Origin of the sequence: Haemophilus sp. HMSC066A11 (assembly GCF_001811665.1) — a bacterium.
GTDB classification, from domain to species: Bacteria; Pseudomonadota; Gammaproteobacteria; order Enterobacterales; family Pasteurellaceae; genus Haemophilus; species Haemophilus influenzae.
Genome location: NZ_KV805851.1, coordinates 43,503 through 70,283, shown reverse-complemented (window position 1 = coordinate 70,283; position 26,781 = coordinate 43,503). Strand labels below are relative to the sequence as shown.

The window sequence follows — 26,781 nt, the reverse complement described above, 5'->3', positions numbered from 1 at the left end:
CTACGTTATGGCGATTAATTTTATTTTTTCAAGATAACGATAAATTCTTTTTCCGAAGCGTAATATTGCTCGACTAAAGCAACAGAATTTTCTTCGGCAAAAATAGAAAAATTTTCCACCGCACTTTCAAGGTTTAAGATCAACATTAGCTCATCATTTTTATTCAAATTTTTTAAGGCTTTTTTGGCACTTAAAAGAGGAATGGGGCATCGAAGTGCGGTTAAATTGAGCTGATATTTCATTCTTTAACTTGACGACGAGCACTCATGCGCTTGCCCATTTCAGTCAAAATATCCGCACTTAAGCATTCACGCCCCATTTCAAATAACGGCTCTTCTAACGCAATATGACGATCATAACCTTGAATAAAGCGTTCAATTAAATATTCATCAATATTTTGACGTTGTTCAGAAATAAGCTCTTCTAACTGCACAGATAATGCATTCCAATTTTCATGCAAATATTCGTGCTGTTTTTCTAATTCATCAATGGAAGTTTGTGCTTGCGGAGCCACTTTGACTAATTGAGGGAAAAAATCTGATTCTTCATCATCGTGATGTAACGGTGCGGCACGATTGAAATAAGTTAAAATTTGCTCAACATCATTTAACACAGCCTGAGTATAGCCGTGTTTTTCTAGATAATCAGGCAAAATGCTTAACTGACGACAAAAACGTTTTACCTTGCTATGGCAGGCATAAAGCATTTCAATAGGTTCATTCCATGTGGCGAATTGTTGAGGTTCAAGAATTTGCATAAGATTTCCTTTGTTAAAAAGTGCGGTCAAAAAACGTTTTATTTTTCTACCGCACTTTCATCAATTATGATTTATCCGCTAATTGTAATGGCGGAACAGGTTTGCCCATGCGAGCATAGAATTCCACCACAAAATCATCAAAACGATCATCTTCAATCGCTTGACGAATTTCCGCCATTAAACGTTGATAATAGCGTAAATTGTGAATGGTATTTAAGCGTGCACCTAAAATTTCACCGCATTTATCTAAATGATATAAATACGCTTTGGTGTAGTTTTTACAGGTGTAGCAATCACATTCAGGATCTAACGGGCTGGTATCATCACGATATTTTGCATTACGGATTTTGACAATGCCGTCTGTCACAAATAAATGGCCATTACGTGCGTTACGGGTTGGCATTACGCAGTCAAACATATCAATGCCACGACGCCCCCCTTCCACTAAATCTTCTGGTTTACCCACGCCCATTAAATAACGTGGTTTGTCAGCTGGGATTTGTGGGCAGATGTATTCTAAAATGCGGTGCATATCTTCTTTTGGTTCGCCTACCGCTAAACCGCCCACCGCATAACCGTCAAAGCCAATATTGACTAAGCCTTCTAATGATACTTTGCGTAATTCTTCAAATACGCCGCCTTGGATAATACCGAATAACGCATTTTTATTGCCTAATTCATCAAAGCTATCGCGGCTGCGTTTTGCCCAACGAAGTGACATTTCCATAGATTTTTTCGCATAATCGAAAGTCGCTGGGTAAGGCGTACATTCATCAAAAATCATGACGATATCAGAACCCAAATCATATTGAATTTCCATGGATTTTTCAGGCGAAAGGAAGATCCGCTCACCATTAATTGGGTTTTGGAATTTTACGCCTTCTTCGGTAATTTTACGTAATTTACCTAAACTGAATACTTGGAAACCGCCACTGTCAGTCAAAATCGGACGATGCCATTGCATAAAGTCGTGCAAATCACCGTGTTTACGCATGACTTCTTGTCCTGGTCGAAGCCATAAATGGAACGTGTTACCCAGTAAAATTTCTGCACCTGTCGCACGCACTTCTTCTGGCGTCATGCCTTTTACCGTGCCATAAGTACCCACTGGCATAAATGCAGGGGTTTCTACACTGAACGTGCCCTGTGGACGTTCAAATACCAAGCGACCACGACGAGCATTGCCGCTTGTTTTATCTAATTCATACTTCATTTTTGCTCCAACGAATAAACAGTTCGAAGATTTTTTAAACAAAAAAGCCTGTTAAAAAATACAGGCTTTGTGATATCATATTTTCAATGCTCTTTGAGCAGAGGCGGATCTACTAAGATAGTCCGCCAGTTGCCGCTGTCGGGCTATTTCGTAGATCCTGAGTTTGTTAATCATACTAAGGATAAAAATATGACTAAATTTATGATTAAGTTGGTCATCATTATTCTACTTTGCCTGTTATTGAAAAGTAGCACTGGCTATTAGTAGTTGATGCCGACAAGAGATGGTTACCGCCATCTCTTGTTCTTTATTGTAGGTGCTGACTAATTACAAGTCAAACAACTTATTCCAATCCTCTCACATTAGAATTTTTATTAATAAACATCGCATCGCCATAACTAAAGAAACGATATTTTTCTTTTACTGCATGCTTATATGCATTCATGGTATTTTTATAACCAGCAAAAGCTGAAACTAACATAATCAAAGTGCTTTCAGGTAAGTGGAAATTAGTAATTAAGCAATCCACCACTCGGAATTTTTTCCCTGGATAAATAAAAATAGAGGTATCAGAAAAATAAGGCTCAATTAAATCTGGATTGCCAAATTCTTCCGCAGAAAGTGCCGCACTTTCAATAGAACGAACAGAAGTAGTTCCCACTGCAATTACACGTTTGCCCGCTTTTTTTGTTGCGATAATCGCATTACAGACTTCTTGAGAAACTTCCACATACTCCGCATGCATTACGTGATCTTCAATATTTTCCACACGAACAGGCTGGAATGTTCCTGCGCCTACATGTAATGTAACAAATTCAAAATTCACACCCTTTGCTTTGAGTTTTTCAAGTAAATTTTCATCAAAATGTAAGCCTGCTGTTGGTGCTGCTACCGCACCTGGTACTTTACTATAAACCGTTTGATAACATTCTTGATCGGCTTCTTCATCTGGGCGGTCAATATAAGGCGGCAATGGCATATGCCCAATGGTTTGCAACACATCTAAAAGAGCGGTTGATTTATCACTTAATTCCACTTCAAACAATGCACCATGACGCGCTTTCATTACCGCTTTAATGCCATTATTTTCGCCTAATTTATCTTCCCCTAAAAATAATTCAGCCCCTTCTTTAGGGGATTTCGATGAACGAATATGCGCTAAGAAACGATGTTCATCTAACATCCGTTCAACTAAAACTTCAATTTTCCCACCGCTGGCTTTACGCCCAAACATTCTTGCAGGAATAACGCGTGTATTATTAAAAATCAACAAATCGCCTTCATCAATTAAATCTAATACATCAGAAAAAGTGCGGTGAAAAATTTCTCCGTTTTCGCCATTTAACTGTAATAAACGACAAGAAACACGATCAGTTTTAGGATAACGAGCAATTAATTCATCGGGTAAATCAAAGTTAAAGTCTGAAACACGCATAACAAAATTTAGGTTAAATAAAATAGGCGGTAAGTCTAGTTTGAATTGAAAATGATCTCAAGAAAAAATCTCCCCTCGGGGAAGATAAAATAACCAGCAATTATGCTGGTCATTTGGGATTAATTATAAATTTGCTTTTTTAGTTGCTTTTACGTTTACATCACAATTTTTAACGATGATGTTATCGCTAGATTTACCTTTTTGAATTAAATTTACAGGCACAACAGAATCAAATTTATCTAACGTTAAGCCACTATCTACATTCCAAACATAATCCCCAGAAACGAAACTTGTAAAGTCATTTTGTGATTTATCACGAGTAAAATCTTTCGCAATAATGCCATCGCCCACACTTACCATTGCAGCAACTGGTTCTTGGTTTTCAAATTGATACACAGCAGTCACCGTTTGTTTATTGCAGGAATATACAACTGTTTTATCAGTGATTGTTGGAAGTGTTTGCATTTCAGCTATTTGCGCAGATGATTTTGTCATTTCAGGTGCATCCTTTGCACAAGCAGATAATACGACTGCAGCAGCAAATGCTGGTAAAAGTTTAGTTAAATTCATTATTAAATCCTCTTAATTAATCCCCTATATGGGGTGCTACTTAGATGCTCTTAATTAAATAAAGTTCCATTATTGAAATAAAAAAGGTGGGATCTGCCCCACCTTGTTTATCAATAAACGATACAATTATGTTGATTTTTACCAACGATACCCCAATTTCACGCCCACATTTTGCTGTTTGCCGAGTTGCGAACCTTGAGATTTAGAAATAAAAGCAGAAAGTTGGAAATGTAAAATTTCTGCCTTTAATCCCACTTCTTTTTGCCAATAACGCCCAAATGATTGTTGCAACATCGTGCTATTTACAGTGGTTTGTACGTTAGCGTTTGAAACATCAACATAATTGACGAAGAAATAAGGCTTAACGCTGATATTATCTGTCGGGGTAAATGTATAATCAACTCGAATGCCAGCATTATAGCGATTAAATGCAAGGCTCGGTGTTTGCACTTTCACTTCTTCAGATTGATAATTTTCACGTTCAATAAAATATCGATTAACACCCAAATAAGGCTGAATACCCAATTGCCCTAAACGGAACTGATAACTTGCATTCACACCATAATTTATCGCTTTTCGATGAATTTTTCGGCTTTGTTCTTCAGCCATTTTACTCGCACTAATTCCCGAGCCCACGTTTACACCAAATTGTAAATCGCCCCATTGATATTGGGCAAAACCCGACATCATCGTTAATGTCGCGTGATTTTTAACCTGTTCGTCAAAGGTATTATCTGAACGGCTATGCGAGAAAACCGCCCCAATTCGTCCATTATCTAAGGCTTTTTGCACCCCAATTTGACGCAAGTTCGTTTTCTGCTGATAAGCACGGAACGCATCAGAATCATAGCGTCTTTTATCCTGTGCGATATTTGTCCACACGGCAGATTGTGCTTGATCTACAAAAAGACGATCCAATTCATCTTGAACGGAAAACATACTATTTACTGTTGCAGACAACTCCGATAACGCACTATTTGAGTAACGGCTGATCAATTCTTTTTGTTTGCCTTGTTCCTCTTGATCTTGAGGTTCTTTTTTCACTTGCGGTTGGGCATTAATAACCTCAAGTTTGACTTCGAATACCTTTAACTGGCTTAGATCAAACGGGGTATCAGAAAACGCTGCACTCAATGCTCTTTTTGACCGCGCTTTTTTTGTTTTTGCCTTACTTTTTTGTGTTTTAGCATTCGGTTCAGCTTGTTTGGCTTCTAATGCGTTTAACAGGCTTTGAGCAGACGGGGGATCAGACAACACCGCTCTTCTTGACCGCACTCTTGCCTGACTTGTTTGTGTTTCAGCAGTCTGTTCAACTTGTTTGGCTTCTAATGTTCGTTCTGCTTGCTCTGCTCTTACTAAATCATTGTGCAATTCCTGCTCTTTTATTGGGTTATGCAAGCGGAATTCGCCATTATTCTTCACTAATTCATAACGTAATGCTCCTGCATCAACGTGGTCATTTTCTAAAGTAAATTTGAGTTTGTCTGATAACGGTTTATTATCTTTGCTTTCAACCAAAGTTAATTGCTCAAGGGCTTCGGGTTCTTTGCCTGTGTTGCGAACAGATAATGTGTAATCGCCCTCAGCGTCATTGGATAATTTTAATTTATCGCTTTTATAGCCAAATAAAGATGAAGTAAATTGGAATGTGCCTTTCCCCCTCAATTTACCATTTACTGTCAATGTGTTGAAACGATGTTCTGCCGATGTTGGCGTTGTTTCCGTCTCTAATGAACGGCGGTGACGTGGTGCATTATTTGAGCTAGCTGAATAAGCTGAATTTAACGTAACAGTACTATTATTTAGCGTTAAATTCTGCAATGTAGTATCGCTAGGCATTGTCCAAGTCGCATTTTCCAACGTCACTGTTGTGTCTTTGTCGCCCTGAATTTGGTGCGAAAAATGGCTGTTTTTTAAATAAAATTGAGCAGAATCCGTTAAATTCACATTGCCCATTAAAGTGGCATTATTTACCGTTGCATTTGCGTGATTTGAAAGTTTGATATTGCCTATTTGGGTGGCATTGTTACTCAATGTAAATTGGCTGTGATTTATTAAAGTGACATTGCCATTAAGTTTTGCTAAACCATGAATATTCGCTGTTGCATTATCAGTTAAATTAATAGAGCCATTGATTTGTGTTATAGGTATAGAAGCAATAACAGCGTTATTGTTCAAATCTACTGTTTTACAAGTCGTTAATCCTGTCCAATCTGAACGCGTGCAAATGGTATTTTTCTGATTTGGCACAACACCAAATGTGGCATTTGCATTATTGCTGACTGTCCAATTTCCCTCAATTGAAGAAACATTGCGAGAAACCACCGCACTTCCGCCTTTAATTTGGAAGTTTTCAGCTTTAAATGTGCGGTTGATCCAATCGTAATCCCACACAATTTCGCCTTGTGGGATACCTTCCATTTCTGACCAACGTTTGTCTAAATGATTGTAGGCGTGGGGTGTCGGTCTACCACTGAAAAATAGTTTACCTTTTGTTTGGGTAATATCGCCTTTTAAGTTTGTGCCGCCTGAAAGTAGCAAAGTACGATCTTCTGCAGTGGGTTGATAAATAAGGTTTAATCGTCCATTGTGTTTATTTTCATCTGTTTCGCCAAACCAACCGTTAAATGCAATATCTCGCTTATTAGTTAATTGTTTTAAATTATCATTTATGGTGTCATAACCTGTAATAGTAATATTAGCGACTTGAGTTGTATTATGGTTCACAATCATCGCCCCCTCGTCCGTATTTTGGATACGTTTAAAGGTTAATGAATGCCCATTAAGATCTAAGCGACCACCACGGAAACCAAAATAAATGTTATTCGGATCCACTTGATTTTCGCTATTCAGTTTAACCGTTGCTCTCCCGCTAACGATCCCAACTTCTTTAAAGGCTTGTTTTTGACCTGATTCATCTGCTTGTTGATCTAACACAACCAAACCGTTACCGACACTCAGGCTTCCTAAGTTTTTCCCTTTACCATTAACAAGTAAGGTTCCCAGCCCAATTTTGGATAAGCGATCGCCTTCTGGATTATGCACTTGCCATTCAACTGTACTTTCTTCTCCAACAGAGATGCCTGCACCTTGCCAAGTTACGTTGTTATCACTTGGTTTAACGACAAAATCACCTTCAAAATACAATCCACCAGCACCTTGATTTATATTATTTTCGATTGTTAAAGTTCCTTTTCCTTGGTCGCCAAGGTAAATATTTTTTCCATATTCCATTCTTGGTTGGTAAATATTATAGCCTGCTGCTGCTTTAACACGTTCTTTAGCGGTTTGATTTAACGATGGATTAAATAACTTCACAGTTCCTACTTCTGATTTTGCTTTAGAGCCATCTTTACTAGGTCTAGTTAAAGTTAATTTACCTGTACCATCATTATTTGATACAAAGGAATAATGTCCATTTATTGGGGGAATATAGCGTTGAAAAACACTAGGGGCATCAACCGCAAGAACTTCATTATAAAACCATTCTTCACGTATTAACTGAAACCCATTACCTCTTCCGAAAAAAGGATGCCCAGTTTGTAATACAGCATTTATAAGCCATTGTTTCTTCTTCGCATCATAAATAAACATTGGCGAACCGCTATCGCCTTTAGAACCACCCGTTGGTAATGGACCATAATGATTAGGGCTAACTACATTACCACTAAGATTGACTGTACCATTACCATTTCCACTCTGAGTATGGGTATTTCCTGCAGTAAGATAACGATATGCACCTGAGACATAATATGAACTATGTACATTCGTTTCTTCATCTTTATCTGTACGCCAATACTGACGTCCTGAGCCTATACGTACACGCTCAGGATAGTTCTCTCTATCAGCATATACTTTTCCATCCATATTTGTTGTCATACCCACAGGTTCAGCTTCAGTTACAAATTTATGTAAACGAGGCATATGATAATCTCCATCATAAGGATGCTCTTTCTCCCAAGCCTGATAATTATTTCTTTTTACAATTTGATAAGTAAAACGATGCTGATCGGGATTTGGACCTTCTGCTCCAAAATCAACGCTATTATATCCACCGTTATGTGCCACACTCACTATATATTGATCGCCTACTAATGCCGCCACGCCGTTACGCGACACCACGGAAAAATCAATCATAGGTGCTTTTGTCATTGATGTGCCAACTAATTGCCCTTCTTTGTTATAAACCTCAATATTTTTAGCCCCAACTGAAAACTTCCCTTTATTCTCAGCAAAATCACGATAATATTGGTAGTCAATCCCAAAATAAGTATGACCTGCCCACGCTTGCGACACTATCCCTAATGAAACACAAGCGGTTAAAAAATTAAGACGAAATACAGTTTTTTTCATAATGTTTATTTAATTAAGTAATTTTTCGTATTAAAAAATACGTGGTTAAACGACTATTGAACGATAGTTGAACAATAAAAGTGCGGTGATTTTCTAAGGGATTTCAGCTAAAAAAACGAACTAAAAGGCACAAAAGAAAATAAAGCAGTAAAACTATATAGTAATTAAGCCAAAATTTCTAGGTTTTGGCTTAATACTTAGTGGGTAATCTAATCTTGCGATGGATTAATATTATATGTAATTTATACAGATAACTAAAATTAAAACAATATCACTAATAAAATAACCGCACTTTATGTGAGTTTTCTCTGAAAGTGCGGTCATTTTTTCTAAGGTTTTTCTAAAATCGGTTTAAGGAAGCGGGCGGTGTGGGAACTTTCTACTTTGGCAACTTGCTCTGGTGTACCCGTCGCAATAATTTGTCCGCCGCCACTGCCTCCCTCTGGGCCAAGATCGACAATCCAGTCTGCGGTTTTAATCACATCAAGATTGTGTTCAATGACGACGATAGTATTTCCTTGGTCGCGTAATCGATGCAGTACTTCAAGTAATTGCTTAATGTCAGCAAAATGCAAACCAGTCGTCGGTTCATCTAGAATATACAAAGTTTTACCCGTATCACGTTTAGAAAGTTCCGTTGCTAGTTTCACGCGCTGGGCTTCGCCGCCTGAAAGTGTTGTGGAAGATTGACCTAATCGAATATAGGATAATCCCACATCTATCAAGGTTTGTAATTTTCTTGCAATCATTGGAATCGCATCAAAAAACTCGCGAGCTTCTTCCACCGTCATATCTAAAACTTGATGAATCGTTTTGCCTTTATAACGAATTTCTAAGGTTTCGCGATTATAGCGTTTACCTTTACATTGGTCGCAAGGAACATAAACATCGGGTAAAAAATGCATTTCAACTTTGAGTACACCATCGCCCTGACAGGCTTCACAGCGTCCACCTCGTACGTTAAAGCTAAAACGTCCAGGATTATAGCCGCGCGCACGTGCCTCTGGCACACCTGCAAAAAGCTCGCGAATCGGGGTAAATAAGCCTGTATAAGTGGCTGGATTTGAACGTGGCGTGCGTCCAATCGGGCTTTGGTTAATATCAATAACTTTATCGAAATGTTCTAATCCCTCGATAGATTGATAAGGTGCGTAATCCGTCTTTTCCGCTCTATTTAACGCATTTTGCGCAAGTGGAAATAAAGTATCATTAATAAGTGTGGATTTTCCTGAACCAGACACACCAGTTACGCAAGTAAACAAACCAACGGGAATATCTAAATTCACATTTTTTAAGTTATTACCTGATGCGCCTTTAAGTTTGAGCCATTTTTTCTTATCAAGTGCGGTGCGTTTTTTCGGGATTTCGATTTTATCTGCGCCCGATAAAAATTTTCCCGTGATGGAATTTGGATTGAGCATAATTTCATCGGCATTTCCTTGCGCAATAACTTGTCCGCCATGCACGCCCGCACCAGGCCCAATATCAATAATATGGTCAGCTGCACGAATCGCGTCTTCATCGTGCTCCACAACAATTACCGTATTACCAAGATTACGCAGATGAATTAACGTGTTAAGTAAGCGTTCATTATCACGTTGGTGCAAGCCAATTGAAGGTTCATCTAATACGTACATTACACCAACAAGCCCCGCACCAATTTGACTCGCAAGGCGAATACGTTGTGCTTCACCACCTGAAAGAGTTTCAGCTGAACGAGAAAGAGAAAGATAATTCAAACCAACATTGACTAAAAACTGCAAACGCTCGCAGATTTCTTTAAGAATTTTTTCCGCAATTTGCGCTTTTTGACCAGTGAGAGAAAGTGCGGTAAAAAATTCGAGGGTTTCGCCAATGCTTTTTTCCGCAATTATCGGCAAATTGGTTTTTCCAATATACACATTACGCGCTTCGGGTCTCAAACGAGATCCACCACAATCTATACAAGGTCGATTGCTAATATTTTTCGCTAATTCTTCACGCACCGACATTGATTCCGTTTCTTTATATCGGCGAGCCATATTATTCAAAATCCCTTCAAAAGGGTGCTTGCGAATAACCACATCGCCACGATCATTCATATATTGGAATTCAATTTCCTCTTTGCCTGAGCCATGCATAATGATGTGTTGAATTTTCTTTGGCAAAGATTCATAAGGGGCTTCAACATCAAAATCATAATGTTTCGCCAATGAGGTGAGCATTTGATAATAATAGAAATTACGACGATCCCAACCTTTTACCGCACCACCAGCAAGAGAAATAGTCGGATTTTGCACCACACGATCTTCATCAAAATATTGCTGCACACCCAAGCCATCACAAGTTGGGCAAGCACCTGCAGGATTGTTAAAGGAAAATAAACGAGGCTCTAATTCTGGCACAGAATAACCACAATGCGGACAAGCAAAATTTGCCGAAAAAACTAATTCTTCTGCTTTCGGATTATCCATATCTGCCACAATCGCAGTGCCACCTGAAAGCTCTAATGCGGTTTCAAAAGATTCGGCTAAACGTGTTGCTAAATCTGACCGCACTTTAAAACGATCAACCACTACTTCAATAGTATGTTTTTTCTGTAAGGCTAATTTTGGCGGATCAGATAAATCGCAAATTTCGCCATCAATACGCGCACGAATATAACCTTGCGCAGCAATATTTTCTAAAATCTTGAGATGTTCGCCTTTGCGATTTTTGACAACTGGCGCAAGTAACATCATCTTACTGTCTTCAGGTAAACTTAATACTTTATCCACCATTTGACTAATTGTTTGTGCCGTTAATGGAACATTATGATCGGGACAACGCGGCTCCCCTACTCGTGCAAACAATAAACGTAAATAATCGTAAATTTCCGTAATTGTTCCCACTGTAGAACGTGGATTGTGTGAGGTAGATTTTTGTTCAATGGAAATTGCAGGGGAAAGTCCCTCAATAGAATCCACATCAGGCTTTTCCATTAAAGACAAAAATTGACGTGCATACGCCGAAAGAGATTCAACATAGCGGCGTTGCCCTTCCGCATAAAGTGTATCAAAGGCTAAAGAGGATTTTCCCGAACCTGAAAGCCCAGTAATCACCACAAGTTTATTGCGTGGAATAGTTAAATTAATATTTTTCAGGTTATGGGTTCTAGCCCCGCGAATATCGATATTTTCCATAAAATAACTCAAAAGTATGAAATAAATGTAAATTTTGCGATCATTATCGCATATTTTAATATCTGTGCAAATATCCAGTTAAAATATATAGATCTTTTAAAAAATTTCAGGCAAAATAACCGCACTTTTTTAGATAAAAAATGAGGTTTTTTTATGGCTGGAATTAATAAAGTCATTATTGTAGGTCATTTAGGTAATGATCCTGAAATTCGTACTATGCCAAACGGCGATGCCGTTGCAAATATCAGCGTAGCAACCAGTGAAAGCTGGAACGACCGTAATACTGGCGAACGCCGTGAAGTAACAGAATGGCACCGCATTGTATTCTATCGTCGTCAAGCAGAGATTTGCGGCGAATATTTACGCAAAGGCTCTCAAGTATATGTGGAAGGGCGTTTAAAAACGCGTAAATGGCAAGATCAAAACGGTCAAGATCGTTACACCACAGAAATTCAAGGCGATGTAATGCAAATGCTTGGTGGACGTAATCAAAACGCAGGTGGTTCTGGTAATGATATGGGCGGTGCGCCACAATCTTCTTACCAAGCTCGTCAAACTAACAATGGTAATAGTTATCAATCATCTCGCCCAGCTCCACAACAATCTGCACCACAGGCTGAACCACCAATGGATGGATTTGATGACGATATTCCGTTCTGAAATCCATATACATAAATTATGTAAAAATACATCATAGAAACCAGAGAGAAGCCTTATAAAATAAGACTTCTCTTTTTTTTACATTAATTTTGACACAACATCTTTAATTTGATAGTATTTATATATGATATTTTTGTAAATTAAATGATTATGCATAGATTAGAAACAGTCCTTTTTTCAAATGGAGAACGTTTTCCTATATTGGTTAATGTTAAAACTGGTATTCCTGATTTTTATTCAACCTTATGGGTAACTGTAGAACTACGTAATCAATCCGCAGTAAACACAATTAGAAATAAGCTGGGAACTATACAGTGGGTAATGAATTGGGAAAAACAGAATAATCTTGTTATTAGCGATCTAATTCATAACAAAGCACTCTTAACAGAAAACCAATTAGAATCTCTTATCCAACATATGAGAATAAATGTAAAAAAGCGAAAGAATGTAATCAATACAAAAAAAAGTGTGTTAATGAAAGGTAGGACTCAATTTATTGATATTTATTCTGCCGTATCTCTTAGTCATCAATATAATAGACTAACAACGCTTTCAGAATACATATTATTTCTATCTAAAGTAATTAATGTATCTAATGAATATATTGAAAAATTGACGAAACTAATTACGTTAATTAAAGAGTCAAGACCTAAAAATCATAAAACATTATCTATCAAACCAGAAAGTGAACTACCTGATGGATTGTTAGATGAGTTTATGTCTATTGCGAACTTTTCTAATCCTAATAATCCATTTCAAGATATTGGAATTAGAAAAAGAAACCATTTGATGTTTATCTTATTAAAGGAATTAGGGATTAGAAGAGGAGAGCTATTATCAATTCAAATCCCATTTATTGATATAGGAACAGCTAAATCCTCAATTACAATTAGACGAACGCATGATGATAAATTTGACACAAGGAAGAAGCAAGCTGTAAGTAAAACGAAAGAAAGGCGACTTCCTATTTCACAAAATATAGCTCAACTTATCAATGACTATATTATGAACTATCGCTCTAAGATTCCTAACGCTAATAAACATCCATATTTATTTGTAACCCATCGAAAAGGAAAAACGCAAGGAAACCCAATTAGTACCAGTTCTTTTGATAATGTTATTGTACCAACGATGAAAAAGATAGATTCTAAATTTTCTATTATTCATCCACATATTTTTCGTCATGAATGGAACTTAGATTTTTCACGAAAGGTGGATAAAAATAATCAAAATGTAAATCATGATTCTTCTCATAAAGATTTTATTTCTCCTGAAAAAGAAGCAAAGATGAGACAACATCTTATGGGGCATACATCCGAGAAATCAGGAAATATTTATAATCAACGTTATATAAGAGAAAAAGCTAACAAGATATTATTAGATCTTCAGATTCAGTTTCAAAAAAAGGTTGATAATTATGAATCAGAATAAACGTCTTAGACAGTCAAGAGATGGGTATGTATTTGATGAAAATGAAAACTCTTGGCATATAAGTAAAGACAAAACCATTAACTTTTCTCAACCCATATTAAATATAAATAAAAAAACATTAGATGGGTTTAGAAAAACATTAGCAATATATGCCGAAAAATACTCAAGTTATCACGTATATCACATGTATCAACAATTTCAACGATTAGTAATTTCAACTAATTTAGAAGTCATTAATGTGCCAATAATCTTGGATTGGAAAAATAAACTAGGAAAAGAACATGAATGGTATTTAGGAGCATTAAAGGGTTTTTTATTGTCATGGCATGAGTATGGCTATTATGGAGTTGATAAATCTGTTGTGTCATTGCTAGAAAGCTTTACGTTGAGTGGAAATGATAAAGGTAAATCGGTATTAATGAGATGCCCTTATACAGGAGCATTTACCGAAAATGAAATTTTGGCTTTAATGGCTGAACTTGCTAGACTTTGGAGAGAAGATCTTATTTCATTTGAAACATATGCATATATTCACTTACTTCAATCTACAGCTAGAAGACCCATTCAAATACGCCATTTAAAATTTGAAGATTTAAGAAAGGAAATCTCTCAAGGAACATGGAATTATTTTCTAAATATCCCTAGTGCCAAAAAAAGAGGAGGATTATTCAGAGAAACATTTAAAAAACTTGCTATCACAGAGGACTTATATTTAATTCTCCTAAACTTTATAGAATATCAATATAAGAAATTGCTTAGTTTGGTTGATGAAACCTTTATTTCTAGTTATAAAATGAAATTACCAATGTTTATTGATTGGAATTGTTTAAAGAAGAATATCAAAAATAGGAATTTTGATCTTTCATTATTAAACAAAGATATTTTTCATTATTCTGCTTCTTCGTTGGAGCTATACGCATTACGAAAATTCTGTATTCACCAAAAAGCAATTTCAGAACGAACAGGCGAGATTATTCATGTAACAGCAAGACGTTTTCGCCATACTAGAGGAACAAATCTAGGAAGAAAAGGGGTTGGGGCAACGATTATAGCAGAGCTCCTAGATCATACAGATACACAAAACGTTAAAGTTTATACTGAAAATACAGCTGATACAGTGCAATACATTGATCGTGTTATGGGTGCTGAAATGGGAAAACTCGCTCAAGCATTTACAGGTAGAATTATTTCTAACTTAAATGAAAGCGAAAGGGGGCATGATCCAACATCTTTAATAACCAATAACGGAATAGATACAATAGGTGCTTGTGGTACAAATGATTTTTGTATAACTGGCTATGAAACTTGTTATTTATGTCCTAAGTTTAGACCGCTCGTTGATGGTCCTCATCAACAAATCTTAAATAAATTGTATGAGGAAAAGGAAGAACGTTTAAAACAAACCAAAAGCATAGATTATGCATCATCCAAAGATCGTATTATTTTAGCTGTTGAGTATGTTGTTCAAGCTTGCAATGATATGAAAAGAACTATTGGGAGCCACTAATTATGAATAATCTAATTTTTACTCCACAAGATAATAATCCTAAATCTAATTTAGAGCAATTTATTAATTTCAGTAAAAATCAGCTTACTATCTTTGGAAATGATTGCTGGGAAAACAATCAATGGAAAACAACATTCAGCATTTATCCAGTTCAGGTTCGTTTTTCCACAGAAAGAATTAAATCTACAGCTTATAAATATGAGCCATTAGCTGCACCATTCATTGAATTTGCCAAAGCCTATATTCGTTATACTTATTCTCTAAATCCCATTCGTAATTTAGCCAGACATATTGAATCTTTACGTATAGTTGAAATGGCTCTCTATAATATTAAAGGAAAGGCTGACATACTTCAGCTTGATTATTTAGCTATTCATGAAGTAGAAAATATCGTATCAAAAAAGTATAAAAAAGGTACGGAATCAGTCAATAAATTAGGCTATCAAATTCAAAAATTATTTGATTTTTGTAGAGAAAATCAAATTACACCTCAACTACCTTTATGGGAAAATCCTTATAAACGCCCTAGAGATTTGACTATACTACTGGATGATAAAGGAAAAGAATACCGTTCAAGTAAAATGCCAACTGATGAAGAAATGATGCTGGTTGCTAAACTCTTTCATGATGCCCCTAATTTAGACAAAGAAACTGAATATTATACAGCTGTTATGGCTCTACTTATGGTCGCTCCATCTCGTTGTTCTGAGTTGATGTCTTTATCTGTCAATTGCTTAGAATGGGAGGACGATAGCTTGGGAAATAAGCAATTAGGTATTCGATGGATACCAGCAAAAAATGGTAAAGAGGGATTAAAGTGGGTTCCTAGCTGTATGCAAGATATTGTTGTTGAAGCGGTTAGGCGTTTAACAAATATAAGCTCCTTGGCAAGAAAAGCAGCTAAATTTGCAGAAGAAAATCCTAATATATTGATGTTATTTGATAAAGATCTTGTAACATCCCATTCTTTATACAAAAAGCCTTTGACTAAAAGTGAAATAGCTGAAGTGTTAGATATTGATTCCCAAAATATCTGTAACACCAAATGGTTTAAAAATTTAATAAGTGAAAACGATGGAATTATAACTTATGAGATACTAGGAAAATTTTTGTATAAAAAATACACATCAAAATTTAATAATTGGCCCTATGTAGATAAACATAAAAACGTTAAGGCTTCTGAAGCTTTGTTATTATTCAGAGAAAATGAATTTCATGATGACTTTTCCTCTAAAAGTTTCTCTTTTGTGTTACCAACAGTGAACCAAATTAATGATAGATTTTGCTATTCAGAAACTCGCCCTAAAACATCATTATGGGAAAAACATTGTATAGGTACATCTAAAGGAGAATTTATTAGATTACCATCGCATAATGCAAGGCATTGGTTGAGTACAAAAGCTGAGCGAGGTGGAATGGATGAATTAACTTTAGCTAACTGGGCAGGCAGAGCTAGAGTGGCAGATAATAAAGCTTATGATCACAGGACAGAAGAAGAAAAAAGTGAGGCAGTTCGAGATTTACTCATTCCTGAGGATATTTCAATATTAGACAAAATTCATTTAAATCTTCCTATTACCTATGAAGACTTAGGTAAAGACAGAATTGGAGTTGCAACGATAACAGAAATAGGTATTTGTGAACATGATTATGCGATGTCTCCATGTTCTCGTCATGGTGATTGTGAAACATGTAAAGAGCTTATTTGTATTAAAGGATTAGAGTCTTCTTTAGAAATATTAAAGCAACGTGAGACTCAATTAACCGAGCAATTTAATAAAGCCAAAGAACACCATAAAATAGGTGTTTTTGGTGCAGATCGTTGGATAAGTAACCTAGGATGGAGATTAACACATATAAAAACTAAAATTAAGTTCTTAGAAAATAGTGAAATCCCAAATGGATCATTATTAAGAATGCCTGATGAGTACGACCCTTCTCCAGTTAAATTAGCTTTACAGGAAAAGGGAATGGATATAGATCTTCAAAAGCCTGAAACAGCTAGATTAGACGATGATTTATATAGACTAATGGAGTTATAGTATGCCTAAAATTCTTATCACAGAGGAAAATTTAGAAGATATAATCATGTTGATTAATACTTGGGAGGGTAAATTAACATGGGATTTACTTTGTTCTGAAGTTTCACAACTATTGAATATTAAAAGCATTGAAAGACAATCACTAGCTAATTATAGTGATATACAAAAGGCTTTTAGTACACGGAAACAAAGAATAAAAGAAAACTCTAAAGCTAATCCTCAACCAAATGTAACGATAGATTATTTGCAAAAACAAGTAAATAATTTAAAGGCTCAAGTACAACGATTGGAAGAAATCAATGAGCAATACAAGCAAAAATTCATTGTATGGCAGTATAATGCATATATGCATGGAATGACAGAAGATAAGCTAAATAAGCCACTTATTGCAGTTAATCGCCAGCATCGATAAAGAGATACCGTTTGAAATTTAAATTTCAAACAGTATTTTTTCAAAAAGATTATCCTTCTCTTCTTGGGATTCTATCCTCCGGTGTTACTGATGTTAATTTGGCTAATTTCGGGGCTAGCCATTCTCTGAGGTCATCCATTAAGGAATAAACTACAGGCACAAATACTAGGCTCAACAAGGTTGAGGCGATTAAACCACAAATGACAGCGATTGCCATAGGTGCTCTAAATGCCGCGCCTGCACCGCTGGCAAACACGGCCGGGATCATTCCCGCTACCATTGCAATGGTGGTCATTAAAATCGGGCGGACACGTTCCGAATACGGCACTTATGGCGAAATCGTAAATATGCCCGTTCACGCTGTGGTAAAACACCCTGAAAACCTCACAATGGAACAAGCTGCGGCAAGTTGGATGATGTTTGTAACCGCATACGGCGGTTTGATTGAATTTGGCAAGGTGCAAAAAGGCGATTTTGTTGTATTGGGCGGAGCGACCAGCTCGGTAGGCATTGCCGCCATTCAAATCGCCAAAATGCAAGGGGCAAACGTGATTGCTCTGTCTCGCACGCACGCCAAAGGTGATGTGCTTTTACAGAAAGGGGCGGATTTTGTGATTGCCACCAAAGAAGATGACGTTACGGCTAAATTACTAGAAATTACAAACGGCAAAGGCGTGAATTTGGTGTTCGACCCTTTGGGTGACAAAGAAGCAGCAAAAATTATCAACGCAATGACACAAGACGGCAAATACATCATCTACGGTGCATTAAGCCACGATGATATCGCCGTGCCTGTGTTCCCAATTTTAGGCAAACACTTAACCGTGCGAGGCTATGAATTGTTTGAAATCACTACCGTACCAGAAAAACTCGCTCAAGCGAAAAAATTCGTGTTTGACGGCTTAGCAAGCGGTCAATTAAAACCAGAAATTGACAAAGTTTTTGCTTTTGATGAAATGGCGGAAGCTCACCGTTATATGGAAAGCAATGCACAGATTGGGAAGATTTTGGTAAAGGTTTGATTGTTTTAAGGTAAATATGCCGTCTGAAAAATAAGTTTCAGACGGCACATCGTTATTTTACCTGCCGATTAAGCCACCACACTAGCGAGAGCATCACAGGCACTTCCACCAGCACACCGACCTCCGTTGCCAATGCCGCCCCCGAGTGCAAACCGAACAAAGAAATTGCCACCGCCACCGCCAATTCAAAAAAATTACTCGTGCCAATCAAGCACGCAGGGGCGGAAATTTCGTGTGGTAATTTGAGCCATTTTGCCAAAACGTGAGCCAAGGCAAAAATGCCGTAAGTCTGTGCCAGCAAGGGAATGGCAATCAGCAGAATAATCAAAGGATTGGCAATAATGGTTTGGGCTTGAAAGGCAAACAGCAACACCACCGTCAAAATCAAACCCATAATGGAAAAAGGTTTCAGGCTGCCTGAAAAATATTCCGCTATTCTTTTTCTTTAATACCTTGAATAATCTGACACTTATCAACCGTTTTATTTTCACAACCCACAAATTGCATTAAAAAAGTTTTAACTTGTTGTAGTTCTTTGATTTGTTCGTCCAAATATGCCAAATGTTGCTCGGCAAGTGCATTGATTTCATAGCATTGTTTGTTAGGCGTTTGTTGTAATTGCAACAGCGTTTTGATGTTACTTAAAGAAAGACCGATATTACGGCAAGTTTTAATAAAGCGTAATTGCTCTAACTGATTTTCATCAAACACACGATAGCCGTTTTGTTGATGTGTAGGGGCGATTAAGCCTTGTTTTTCATAATAACGAATGGTTTCCAAATGTACGCCTGTTTGTTCACTGGCTTGTTTTATTTTAAAAAATTTTGACATTTTGGCTTGACCCTGTAATGACTACGGAGTTTATAGTATAGCAAATTTCATCTTAAAACAGGAGCAAAAAAATGGCGTGCCAAAATTGTTGTGGTTCAAATCAGCCTATTCATCAATCGCCCAAGTACAAAAAAGCCTTGTGGATTGTCTTGATATTAAATTTATCAATGTTTTTTGTGGAAATTGTGATGGGGGTTAAATCAGGTTCAACTTCGCTGTTGTCGGACAGTTTGGATTTCTTGGGCGACAGTGCCAATTATTTGATAAGTTTGATTGTTTTGCCAATGGCGTTAAGTTACCGAGCCAAAGCATCTATGGTTAAGGGGCTAACGATGGGCGGTTTTGGTTTATTTATTTTAATGACAACCATTTATCGTGTGTTTTATGGGGAAATGCCCAGTTATTCTGAAATAAGCATTGTGGGATTTTTGGCGTTATTGGTCAATGTGTCGGCATTGTTGATATTATTAAAATTTCGTGATGGCGACAGCAATGTCCGCAGTGTGTGGGTGTGTTCCCGAAACGATGCGATTGGTAATGTGGCGGTAATTTTGGCGGGTATGGCAGTTTATTTTTTTCAATCAAAATATCCTGATTTAATTGTGGCGTTTGTTTTGGCATTTTTGGCATTACAAGCCAGTCAAGAAATCATCAAAAGGGCTTGGGCGGAATTAAAAGTCAGTTAATTTAAAACACCGTTTGGATTGATGTTCAAGCGGTGTTTTTATTTTTAAATTTTGCAAAATAACTTTCAGGCTGCCTGAAAAACCTACACCCCTTTATTCCCCAGCGATTTTCGGTTTATCCACCACACCAGCGACAACATCACAGGCACTTCCACCAGCACACCGACCTCCGTTGCCAATGCCGCCCCCGAGTGCAAACCGAACAAAGAAATTGCCACCGCCACCGCCAATTCAAAAAAATTACTCGTGCCAATCAAGCACGCAGGGGCGGAAATTTCGTGTGGTAATTTGAGCCATTTTGCCAAAACGTGAGCCAAGGCAAAAATGCCGTAAGTCTGTGCCAGCAAGGGAATGGCAATCAGCAGAATAATCAAAGGATTGGCAATAATGGTTTGGGCTTGAAAGGCGAACAGTAACACCACCGTCAAAATCAAGCCCATCACGGAAAAGGGTTTTAGACTGCCTGAAAATTGTGCCACCGATTTACCCGATTTTTGTAAATAAGAGCGGGTAAGCCAGCCTGCCAGCAAGGGCAACAGCACATATAAAACCGTGCTTAAAATCAAGGTATTCCACGGAATCTCTATGTCGCTTACGCCGAGCAATACGCCTGCAATCGGAGCATACGCCACAATCATAATCAAATCATTGACCGAAACCTGCACCAAAGTGTAATTGGGGTCGCCTTTGACCAGTTGCGACCACACAAACACCATTGCCGTACACGGTGCCACGCCCAGCAAAATCATGCCGGCAATGTATTCTTGTGCCGACTGTGCGTCCACCCAACCTGCAAAAAACACCCGAAAAAATAACCAGCCGAACATCGCCATCGTAAACGGCTTGACCAACCAGTTGATAAATAAGGTTAAAAATAAGCCCTTTGGTTTTTTGCCCACGTCTTTGATTGCCGACCAATCAATCTGAATCATCATCGGATAAATCATCAGCCAAATCAGTATCGCCACAGGCAAATTCACATGAGCCACTTCCAAAGATGCAACCCATTGAAATACATTGGGAAACCAAACACCCAAAACCACGCCCAGCACAATCGCCAACGCCACCCAAAGGCTTAAAAAACGTTCAAACAAACCCATGATTTACTCCTTATGATTAATAATTTCGCCGTCTTCTTTGACAAACGGGGTCGCAAAAGGCGGTAAAAATGCCAAAACTGTTTCGGACGGACGGCATAATTTCACACCTTTTTCACTCACCACAATCGGACGATTGATTAAAATCGGTTCACGAAGCATGGCGGAAATGAGCTCGTCATCGCTTAATTTTTCATTTTGCAAATCAAACGTTTCATACGGAGGCACATTGGTTCGCAGCAATTGGCGAGGCGTGATGCCCATGCGTTTGATTAAATCACGCAAAGTCGTTTCACTTGGCGGATTTTTCAAATATTCAATCACTTGTGGCTCAATACCAGCGTGGCGGATGAGTGCTAGTACATTGCGTGAAGTACCGCAGTTTGGGTTGTGATAAATGGTGATGTTCATAGTTACTCCAATCTTTCAAGAATATAGAAATATTTGGCAATAATTTTTCAGGCTGCCTGAAAATCACTGGCAAGATTCGCCTGTTTGAGAACAGCAGTTTTGGGTCAGAAAATGGGTCAATGCCATCATCAAATCCAGCTCGGCAAAATAACGCATGTGCCGTCCTTCCTGCACCACACGCACAAGCCCCGAATGCAACAGGCTTTTTAGATGAAAAGACACATTATTCGGGGCAAGGTTAAGCTGTTTTGCCAAGTCGCCAGCAATCATGCCAGTACTGCCTGCGGCGGTAAGTTGTTGAAAAATCGCCAGTCTTATCGGAGAAGACAGGCTCTCAAAGAGTTTGCTTGCTTGTATCGTATTCATAGGCGTAATTATAACAAGAAATTTCAATATTTCAAGTATGATTGAAGTGTTTTTTAATTGCCCGAAGCCACCTTTCCAAATACGAAAACCCACTTCCCATTTTTCGCTATTCTTATCCTAATTTCAATACATTAAAATACGCTCATTCCATTTCATAAATAAGGTAAAAAAATGACCAAACAAATCCAATTCACCCAAACAGGTTCGCCTGATGTCCTGCAAATCGTTGATGTACAAATCCCCGCCCAAAATCGGGCGAAGTGCAAATCCAAATGCACGCTTTGGGACTAAACCGTGCCGAGATGATGTATCGAGTCGATTGATTAGCAAGTTTTGGCAACATCCCATTAAGCGATAAACCTGAAGGCATTGCCTCAGTTGGCATTAGGCCAGTAGGTACTGAATGCATCATCGCCATATTGCCATGTTGTGCGTGGTTCATCATATTCGCAAGGCTATAAAGCGAGCTACTGGCTAAGCTAATTCCAATTCCATAACGTAAAAAATCTCGACGTTTCATTCTTTCCTCCCCCCTATTGGTTATAGGATTTAAACACTTCACTTTCACCGTTTTTCTTAATCAAAACAACATCATAAGGATCTTTGCGTCCGCCGTATGCTTCACCGTCCATACCTGGTGAACCAATTGGCATTCCCGGTGCAGACAAGCCTATTGCATCGGGTTTTTCTGCGAGTAAACGTTTGATATCCTCAGCAGGTACATGTCCTTCAATCACATAGCCATCAATCACGGCTGTGTGGCAAGAAGCATGTTCATATTTAATGTTAAAGCGCTTATGAGCATCATAATTGCCTGTTTCGTTGACTTTAACCTCAAAACCGTTTTTCTGCATATAGCTGATCCATTCATTACAACAGCCACAAGTCGGGCTTTTCCACACTTCCATAGAAAGTGTTTGTGCTTGAGCAAAAGCGGTTATGCCTAAACTTAAAAGCAACAATGAGCGGGTGAATTTATGTAATTTGCAAATTTTTCTCAAAATCCTACCGCTTGTTTTTCAATATGTATGAAATCTTTACTATAATACAGTCTCATTACTCAGGACTAATAATGCACACATTCCATCCTCAATCGCTTGTCTGGACAAGAGAGCCGCAAGCTTTTGAAATATCAGAAAATAAAATAACCATCACCACAATGCCACATACGGATTTAAAGCAGTCAATGTGTTTTTGCGTGAACACCCCAATTTAAACATTCATTAGGTATAATAATAAAAACCTTAAACAGAATATCATAGCAAAATGAATTTAAAACCAGTTAAAAATCAAACTTCCCAATACGAAGAGTGGGCAAGAGAAAAAGTCAAAAAAGCTATATCCCCAACCTGAAGAACGGGGCTTTACGGCGCAAAAATGGTAAATTTGACTGGTTAAAAATTGAAGGCAAAATAAGTTATTTTAATTTGCAAACACCCAAATCCTGCATAATTTTGAAGATTTTTTACAAATTATTCATATAACATTGTTTTATATTGTAAAATTTTTAAGCTGTGTTGTTACCCATCAACACTGCTTTCAATTATTTTTTCTTTTTCGCCAATAACTCATCAATTAAACCATTCAGCACTTCCCGAATGGTTACGCCCTGTTCCGCCGCATATTTTTTTAGTTCACGATGATTGGCTTCTGTCATATCAAAGCTAATCCGCTTAATACGCTCTTGCTCGCTGACATCAGCAACAGAAAGTTTGCTTTTAGTTGCGCTTGGGCGACCTGCTGTTAATTTATTCATTTGCATATTTCCTTATTTATTTAAAACATTGGTGGTGTCCTGAAAAGTGTGCTGGGTTAAATTTGTTTGGGATGATTGATTGCCTAAAATCCAATATTAAAAGATTTAACATGATAAAACATTGATTTGGAAAAACAGCAACTGCGTCTGACGGCTCTACTTAATCTGTGCCGAATCCGACAGTTATTACCCTCAATCGCTTTAGTATGTTGCTTACCCATCCATTGGTCACCGGTATCAGAAAACGCATTTACAAAAGCATCCCAATTATCGCCGGCAATACGTTCATAGCTTACTTTGAGTGCTTTTAAACGCTGCTTTAAAGCCAAAGCGGTTTGCAAATCACGTTTGCCCCAAACAAATGCCATGATTTCACTTGTCTTGGCATGATAACCGATGTAGATACGGTATTTTTGGTCTATCCGATTTGGTGGTACAAAATGCCAATGGCGCTTTATTCTTTGCTCGAGCAAGTAGACTTTAGTGGGAAAAATATTGTGCCGGTGGTTGGTCACGGTGGCAGTCGTTTGGGTGGAACGGATAAAGATATTCAGCAACTTCAACCACAAGCCAACGTGAAAAACGGTTTTGAGGCGTATTTGCATAAAACGGTAAGGGCTGAACAACAAGTGGAAAAAAGATTAGCTAAATTCTTAACCGAAAATGGTTATACAAAATAAAAATGTAGGGGCACACAGCGTATGTCCCTACCATTTAAATTTCAATTTTATGAAGAAAAAATATCTCCTCCAACTCGCTCAAGATTTGGTTCTAACGGCAATATTGCTTTCTCTTTTTGGCTATCATCTTTATGAAGAAATCACGCACGAATGGCTCGGCTTGGTCTTTTTTGCTTTGATTATCTCACATCTTTCACTGAATACATGGTGGCTCAAAAAGACCTTTTCAGGCAGTTATAACAGCTATCGCATTTTGCAAAGTGCGGTCAATTTTGCAACTTTTTTGTTATTTTTAACCGCTTGTATCAGTGGCATTATGCTTTCTAAACATCTATTGGTGGAAATGCTATTCCACTCTACCACAGATTTAATGTGAAAAATTCATATGACCAGCACCCATTGGTTGCAAATTTTAGTGGGTGTACATTTGGGGTTACATTGGAAACCTATTGCTAATTTATTCGCAAATGGCTAGATAGAAACGATCTTATACTCGCCACAATTTTATTAATTAAGGATAGCCAAATATGAAGAAAATTAATGTTGCCATTGTGGGGAGTGGGTATTCTACCCGTATTTTCCACGTTCCCTTTTTTAAAAATGATCATCGGTTTAACGTGATAAAATTTTTTGAGCGTTCAACCACTCGGGCATTAGCATGGTTCCCCAACATTGATATTGTGTCAAATTTTGAAAAGTTACTGACTGATGAGGTGGATTTAATCGTGATTAGTCAATAAGTGTAAAAATGGCATAATCAACTCAATGAATTTATGGACAAATATTATCTGTTTGGTATTTTATAGTAAGTACATTGTGTAAAAATAAAATCTGAAATCTAGTCTTTTTATTCTTTATTTTTACATATTCACACTTCAATTTTGACAAGTTAATATTTAATTGATTGATTTTAAAGCATTTTATAATTTACATTTTATAAATGATATAGAAACAACCGTTCTAAATTACATAGATTGAAAAGTAAATGATAAAAATCAGAGAGAAGCTGAATAAAAGAGAGCTTCTCTTTTTATTTTACTAATTAAAAGGACTAAACCTATGATTATAGATTTAGTCCTTAATTTTATAGCTTTAGTTTTAGGGAAGATTAATTGCTACCATTTATCTTCCATATCACATTTTATTGAAGAGTAAAACTAATTTGCACACTTAAACTCGAAGGGAATCCTGCGGGTCTTGTTCCAACAGAGCGAGATACGTTAATAGCGTCTAATGCCGCCTTATCTAAACTTTCATCGCCTGAGGATTTTGTAACCTTAGCACCACTTAATGAACCATCAGCTCCTACATTAAAAGATACACTCACTTTTCCTTGTTTGCGCATTATCTTCGCTCGAGTTGGATAACGTTTATGGCTTTCAATTTCACGGCGGATTGCAGAACGGTAAGCCGCTATTTCACTCGTATCCCTTCCACTTCCTGCTACCTGTGCATTGCTATTAGCTGCACTTGTTGTACTTGCTTTATCATTTACGTTGGCACTTGAATCAATATTTTCATCGCCTTTTGGTAGCTCTTTATTGATTGGTTTCTTTTGTGGTTTAACCTCTTTTTTAGGTTTCTTCTTCGGCTTTTCTTTTGGTTTTGGCTTTTCCTTTTCTGGTTCTTTGATTTTTTTCGGTTCAGGTTTTATTGTTGGATCTTCTACAATTTCTTGTTTTTCTGGTTCTGGCTCTTTTTGTACATTTTCTGGCTCAGGCTCTAGCTCTTTTTGTACATCTTCTGGCTCTGGAGCAGGTTCTTCCAACACCATGCCCTGTAATAGCTCCATAGAAATACTTGTAGATATATCGCCTTGTGCGCTATTTGCACTATCACTTGGCTCATTCCAATTCCATAAGATAAATCCTATAATAATACCGTGTGCGATCAAAGAAATAAGCAAACCCAATAGCGAACGTTTTGTTTGCTGCATAATTATTCCTTACGGCGTAGTTGGTACAGATTGGGAAGGAGTAGATTCTTGAGAATTTTCACCCGCACTTTTTCCCTTATCTTTCATAGAAACAATTGCCACATTTTTGATTTCATTTTTAGAAAGCATATCTGTAATCGTCACAAAATCTTGGAAAGAGGCTTCGGCATCAATTTTTAAAGTTACTTTCTGATCTTTATTCCATTGAGCAATTTCTGCCTCTAGAGCTTCTTGAGAAATAGGTTTATCATTAAAATAGAGTTGTTTATCCGCTGTCACTGTCAATAATTTAGCTAGCTCGTCAGATTTAAATGCGACCGCTGTACTAGCTTTTGGTACATTTACTTGAATTTTACCTTGAGAGATAAAAGATGCAGTAATAAGCACCACAGTAAGTAGCACCAACATAATATCAATGAAAGGGATAATGTTGATTTCATCGAATTTTTTCACGA

28 protein-coding genes and 1 pseudogene are annotated in these 26,781 nt (G+C 37.4%); 10 read left to right on the top strand and 19 right to left on the bottom strand.

Annotated elements, in window-relative coordinates:
• Positions 1-20: 20 nt before the first annotated feature.
• The 7 genes from HMPREF2813_RS00910 to uvrA form a co-directional block, all read right to left on the bottom strand.
• Positions 21-242 carry a sulfurtransferase TusA family protein gene (locus tag HMPREF2813_RS00910; RefSeq protein WP_005653410.1) on the bottom strand — a complete coding sequence of 74 codons (222 nt, stop codon included), beginning with the start codon at positions 240-242 and terminating at the stop codon, positions 21-23.
• Positions 239-757: a hemerythrin domain-containing protein gene (locus HMPREF2813_RS00905; protein ID WP_005656166.1), complete on the bottom strand. Its 519-nt coding sequence runs from the start codon at positions 755-757 to the stop codon at positions 239-241. The genes HMPREF2813_RS00910 and HMPREF2813_RS00905 overlap by 4 nt, the downstream gene beginning before the upstream one ends.
• A 64-nt stretch (positions 758-821) precedes the next feature.
• Positions 822-1,970, bottom strand: coding sequence for a tRNA guanosine(34) transglycosylase Tgt (gene tgt / locus HMPREF2813_RS00900; RefSeq protein ID WP_070646930.1), 1,149 nt, complete (start codon positions 1,968-1,970; stop codon positions 822-824).
• A 343-nt stretch (positions 1,971-2,313) separates the two neighbouring features.
• Positions 2,314-3,405, bottom strand: coding sequence for a tRNA preQ1(34) S-adenosylmethionine ribosyltransferase-isomerase QueA (gene queA, locus HMPREF2813_RS00895; protein WP_005694057.1), 1,092 nt, complete (start codon positions 3,403-3,405; stop codon positions 2,314-2,316).
• Between the two features lie 123 nt (positions 3,406-3,528).
• Positions 3,529-3,975, bottom strand: a complete 447-nt coding sequence (locus tag HMPREF2813_RS00890; protein ID WP_005686672.1) for a hypothetical protein — start codon at positions 3,973-3,975, stop codon at positions 3,529-3,531.
• 138 nt (positions 3,976-4,113) lie between these two features.
• Positions 4,114-8,328: an adhesion and penetration autotransporter Hap gene (hap, locus tag HMPREF2813_RS00885; protein ID WP_070646928.1), complete on the bottom strand. Its 4,215-nt coding sequence runs from the start codon at positions 8,326-8,328 to the stop codon at positions 4,114-4,116.
• Positions 8,329-8,657: 329 nt separating this feature from the next.
• A complete protein-coding gene (uvrA, locus tag HMPREF2813_RS00880; RefSeq protein ID WP_048946950.1) occupies positions 8,658-11,489 on the bottom strand; it encodes an excinuclease ABC subunit UvrA in 2,832 nt (943 codons plus the stop codon).
• Positions 11,490-11,642: 153 nt separating this feature from the next.
• Between uvrA and HMPREF2813_RS00875 the strand changes: the two genes are divergently transcribed.
• The 5 genes from HMPREF2813_RS00875 to HMPREF2813_RS00855 all read left to right on the top strand — a co-directional run bounded on the left by HMPREF2813_RS00875 (position 11,643) and on the right by HMPREF2813_RS00855 (position 17,541).
• The gene (locus HMPREF2813_RS00875) at positions 11,643-12,149 is read left to right on the top strand and encodes a single-stranded DNA-binding protein (protein WP_013525504.1); all 507 of its coding nucleotides are present in this window, start codon (positions 11,643-11,645) and stop codon (positions 12,147-12,149) included.
• A gap of 150 nt (positions 12,150-12,299) precedes the next feature.
• Positions 12,300-13,580, top strand: a complete 1,281-nt coding sequence (locus tag HMPREF2813_RS00870) for a site-specific integrase (RefSeq protein WP_016533798.1) — start codon at positions 12,300-12,302, stop codon at positions 13,578-13,580.
• Positions 13,567-15,087, top strand: coding sequence for a site-specific integrase (locus tag HMPREF2813_RS00865; RefSeq protein ID WP_014550508.1), 1,521 nt, complete (start codon positions 13,567-13,569; stop codon positions 15,085-15,087). The genes HMPREF2813_RS00870 and HMPREF2813_RS00865 overlap by 14 nt, the downstream gene beginning before the upstream one ends.
• Before the next feature lie 2 nt (positions 15,088-15,089).
• The gene (locus tag HMPREF2813_RS00860) at positions 15,090-17,129 is read left to right on the top strand and encodes a hypothetical protein (protein WP_005631036.1); all 2,040 of its coding nucleotides are present in this window, start codon (positions 15,090-15,092) and stop codon (positions 17,127-17,129) included.
• A 1-nt stretch (position 17,130) separates the two neighbouring features.
• The gene (locus tag HMPREF2813_RS00855; protein ID WP_005631033.1) at positions 17,131-17,541 is read left to right on the top strand and encodes a hypothetical protein; all 411 of its coding nucleotides are present in this window, start codon (positions 17,131-17,133) and stop codon (positions 17,539-17,541) included.
• Between the two features lie 49 nt (positions 17,542-17,590).
• On the opposite strand, the gene HMPREF2813_RS09980 is transcribed toward HMPREF2813_RS00855, so the two are convergent.
• The gene (locus HMPREF2813_RS09980) at positions 17,591-17,809 is read right to left on the bottom strand and encodes an efflux RND transporter permease subunit (protein ID WP_228840868.1); all 219 of its coding nucleotides are present in this window, start codon (positions 17,807-17,809) and stop codon (positions 17,591-17,593) included.
• Here HMPREF2813_RS09980 and HMPREF2813_RS00850 point away from each other — a divergent pair.
• Positions 17,742-18,563 (top strand): zinc-dependent alcohol dehydrogenase family protein, encoded by an 822-nt coding sequence (locus tag HMPREF2813_RS00850; RefSeq protein WP_005631031.1) that lies wholly within the window; start codon positions 17,742-17,744, stop codon positions 18,561-18,563. The genes HMPREF2813_RS09980 and HMPREF2813_RS00850 overlap by 68 nt on opposite strands.
• Before the next feature lie 52 nt (positions 18,564-18,615).
• Here HMPREF2813_RS00850 and HMPREF2813_RS00845 read toward each other — a convergent pair.
• Both HMPREF2813_RS00845 and HMPREF2813_RS00840 read right to left on the bottom strand, forming a co-directional pair.
• A pseudogene (locus tag HMPREF2813_RS00845) lies at positions 18,616-18,981 on the bottom strand (arsenic resistance protein); the annotation flags it as partial.
• Between the two features lie 14 nt (positions 18,982-18,995).
• Positions 18,996-19,394, bottom strand: a complete 399-nt coding sequence (locus HMPREF2813_RS00840) for a Cd(II)/Pb(II)-responsive transcriptional regulator (RefSeq protein ID WP_014550506.1) — start codon at positions 19,392-19,394, stop codon at positions 18,996-18,998.
• A 71-nt stretch (positions 19,395-19,465) separates the two neighbouring features.
• Here HMPREF2813_RS00840 and HMPREF2813_RS00835 point away from each other — a divergent pair, with 71 nt between their 5' ends.
• Positions 19,466-20,080 (top strand): cation diffusion facilitator family transporter, encoded by a 615-nt coding sequence (locus HMPREF2813_RS00835; protein ID WP_005628502.1) that lies wholly within the window; start codon positions 19,466-19,468, stop codon positions 20,078-20,080.
• A gap of 83 nt (positions 20,081-20,163) precedes the next feature.
• Here HMPREF2813_RS00835 and arsB read toward each other — a convergent pair whose 3' ends face one another.
• The 7 genes from arsB to HMPREF2813_RS00800 all read right to left on the bottom strand — a co-directional run bounded on the left by arsB (position 20,164) and on the right by HMPREF2813_RS00800 (position 24,183).
• Positions 20,164-21,180, bottom strand: a complete 1,017-nt coding sequence (gene arsB, locus HMPREF2813_RS00830) for an ACR3 family arsenite efflux transporter (RefSeq protein ID WP_070646926.1) — start codon at positions 21,178-21,180, stop codon at positions 20,164-20,166.
• A 3-nt stretch (positions 21,181-21,183) separates the two neighbouring features.
• Positions 21,184-21,588, bottom strand: a complete 405-nt coding sequence (gene arsC / locus HMPREF2813_RS00825) for an arsenate reductase (glutaredoxin) (protein WP_005628499.1) — start codon at positions 21,586-21,588, stop codon at positions 21,184-21,186.
• Positions 21,589-21,651: 63 nt separating this feature from the next.
• Complete coding sequence (locus tag HMPREF2813_RS00820; RefSeq protein ID WP_014550505.1) at positions 21,652-21,954, bottom strand: ArsR/SmtB family transcription factor; 303 nt, start codon at positions 21,952-21,954, stop codon at positions 21,652-21,654.
• A 190-nt stretch (positions 21,955-22,144) separates the two neighbouring features.
• Entirely contained in the window at positions 22,145-22,474 is a 330-nt protein-coding gene (locus tag HMPREF2813_RS00815; protein WP_005628495.1) for a hypothetical protein, read from the bottom strand.
• 13 nt (positions 22,475-22,487) lie between these two features.
• Entirely contained in the window at positions 22,488-22,955 is a 468-nt protein-coding gene (locus HMPREF2813_RS00810) for a DUF411 domain-containing protein (protein ID WP_005628492.1), read from the bottom strand.
• Between the two features lie 542 nt (positions 22,956-23,497).
• Positions 23,498-23,710: a hypothetical protein gene (locus HMPREF2813_RS00805; RefSeq protein ID WP_005653483.1), complete on the bottom strand. Its 213-nt coding sequence runs from the start codon at positions 23,708-23,710 to the stop codon at positions 23,498-23,500.
• An 83-nt stretch (positions 23,711-23,793) separates the two neighbouring features.
• On the bottom strand, positions 23,794-24,183 hold the full coding sequence (locus HMPREF2813_RS00800) for an IS1 family transposase (protein ID WP_075985562.1): 390 nt from the start codon (positions 24,181-24,183) through the stop codon (positions 23,794-23,796).
• Here HMPREF2813_RS00800 and HMPREF2813_RS00795 point away from each other — a divergent pair.
• The 3 genes from HMPREF2813_RS00795 to HMPREF2813_RS00785 all read left to right on the top strand — a co-directional run bounded on the left by HMPREF2813_RS00795 (position 24,097) and on the right by HMPREF2813_RS00785 (position 25,130).
• Positions 24,097-24,390: a flavodoxin gene (locus HMPREF2813_RS00795; RefSeq protein WP_005612106.1), complete on the top strand. Its 294-nt coding sequence runs from the start codon at positions 24,097-24,099 to the stop codon at positions 24,388-24,390. The genes HMPREF2813_RS00800 and HMPREF2813_RS00795 overlap by 87 nt on opposite strands.
• Before the next feature lie 49 nt (positions 24,391-24,439).
• The gene (locus HMPREF2813_RS00790; RefSeq protein ID WP_220089296.1) at positions 24,440-24,766 is read left to right on the top strand and encodes a hypothetical protein; all 327 of its coding nucleotides are present in this window, start codon (positions 24,440-24,442) and stop codon (positions 24,764-24,766) included.
• Between the two features lie 151 nt (positions 24,767-24,917).
• A complete protein-coding gene (locus HMPREF2813_RS00785; RefSeq protein WP_005628486.1) occupies positions 24,918-25,130 on the top strand; it encodes a Gfo/Idh/MocA family oxidoreductase in 213 nt (70 codons plus the stop codon).
• Between the two features lie 401 nt (positions 25,131-25,531).
• On the opposite strand, the gene HMPREF2813_RS00780 is transcribed toward HMPREF2813_RS00785, so the two are convergent.
• A complete protein-coding gene (locus tag HMPREF2813_RS00780; RefSeq protein ID WP_014550503.1) occupies positions 25,532-26,326 on the bottom strand; it encodes an energy transducer TonB in 795 nt (264 codons plus the stop codon).
• A 9-nt stretch (positions 26,327-26,335) separates the two neighbouring features.
• Positions 26,336-26,779 carry a TonB system transport protein ExbD gene (gene exbD, locus HMPREF2813_RS00775; protein WP_005648853.1) on the bottom strand — a complete coding sequence of 148 codons (444 nt, stop codon included), beginning with the start codon at positions 26,777-26,779 and terminating at the stop codon, positions 26,336-26,338.
• Positions 26,780-26,781 lie beyond the last annotated feature (2 nt).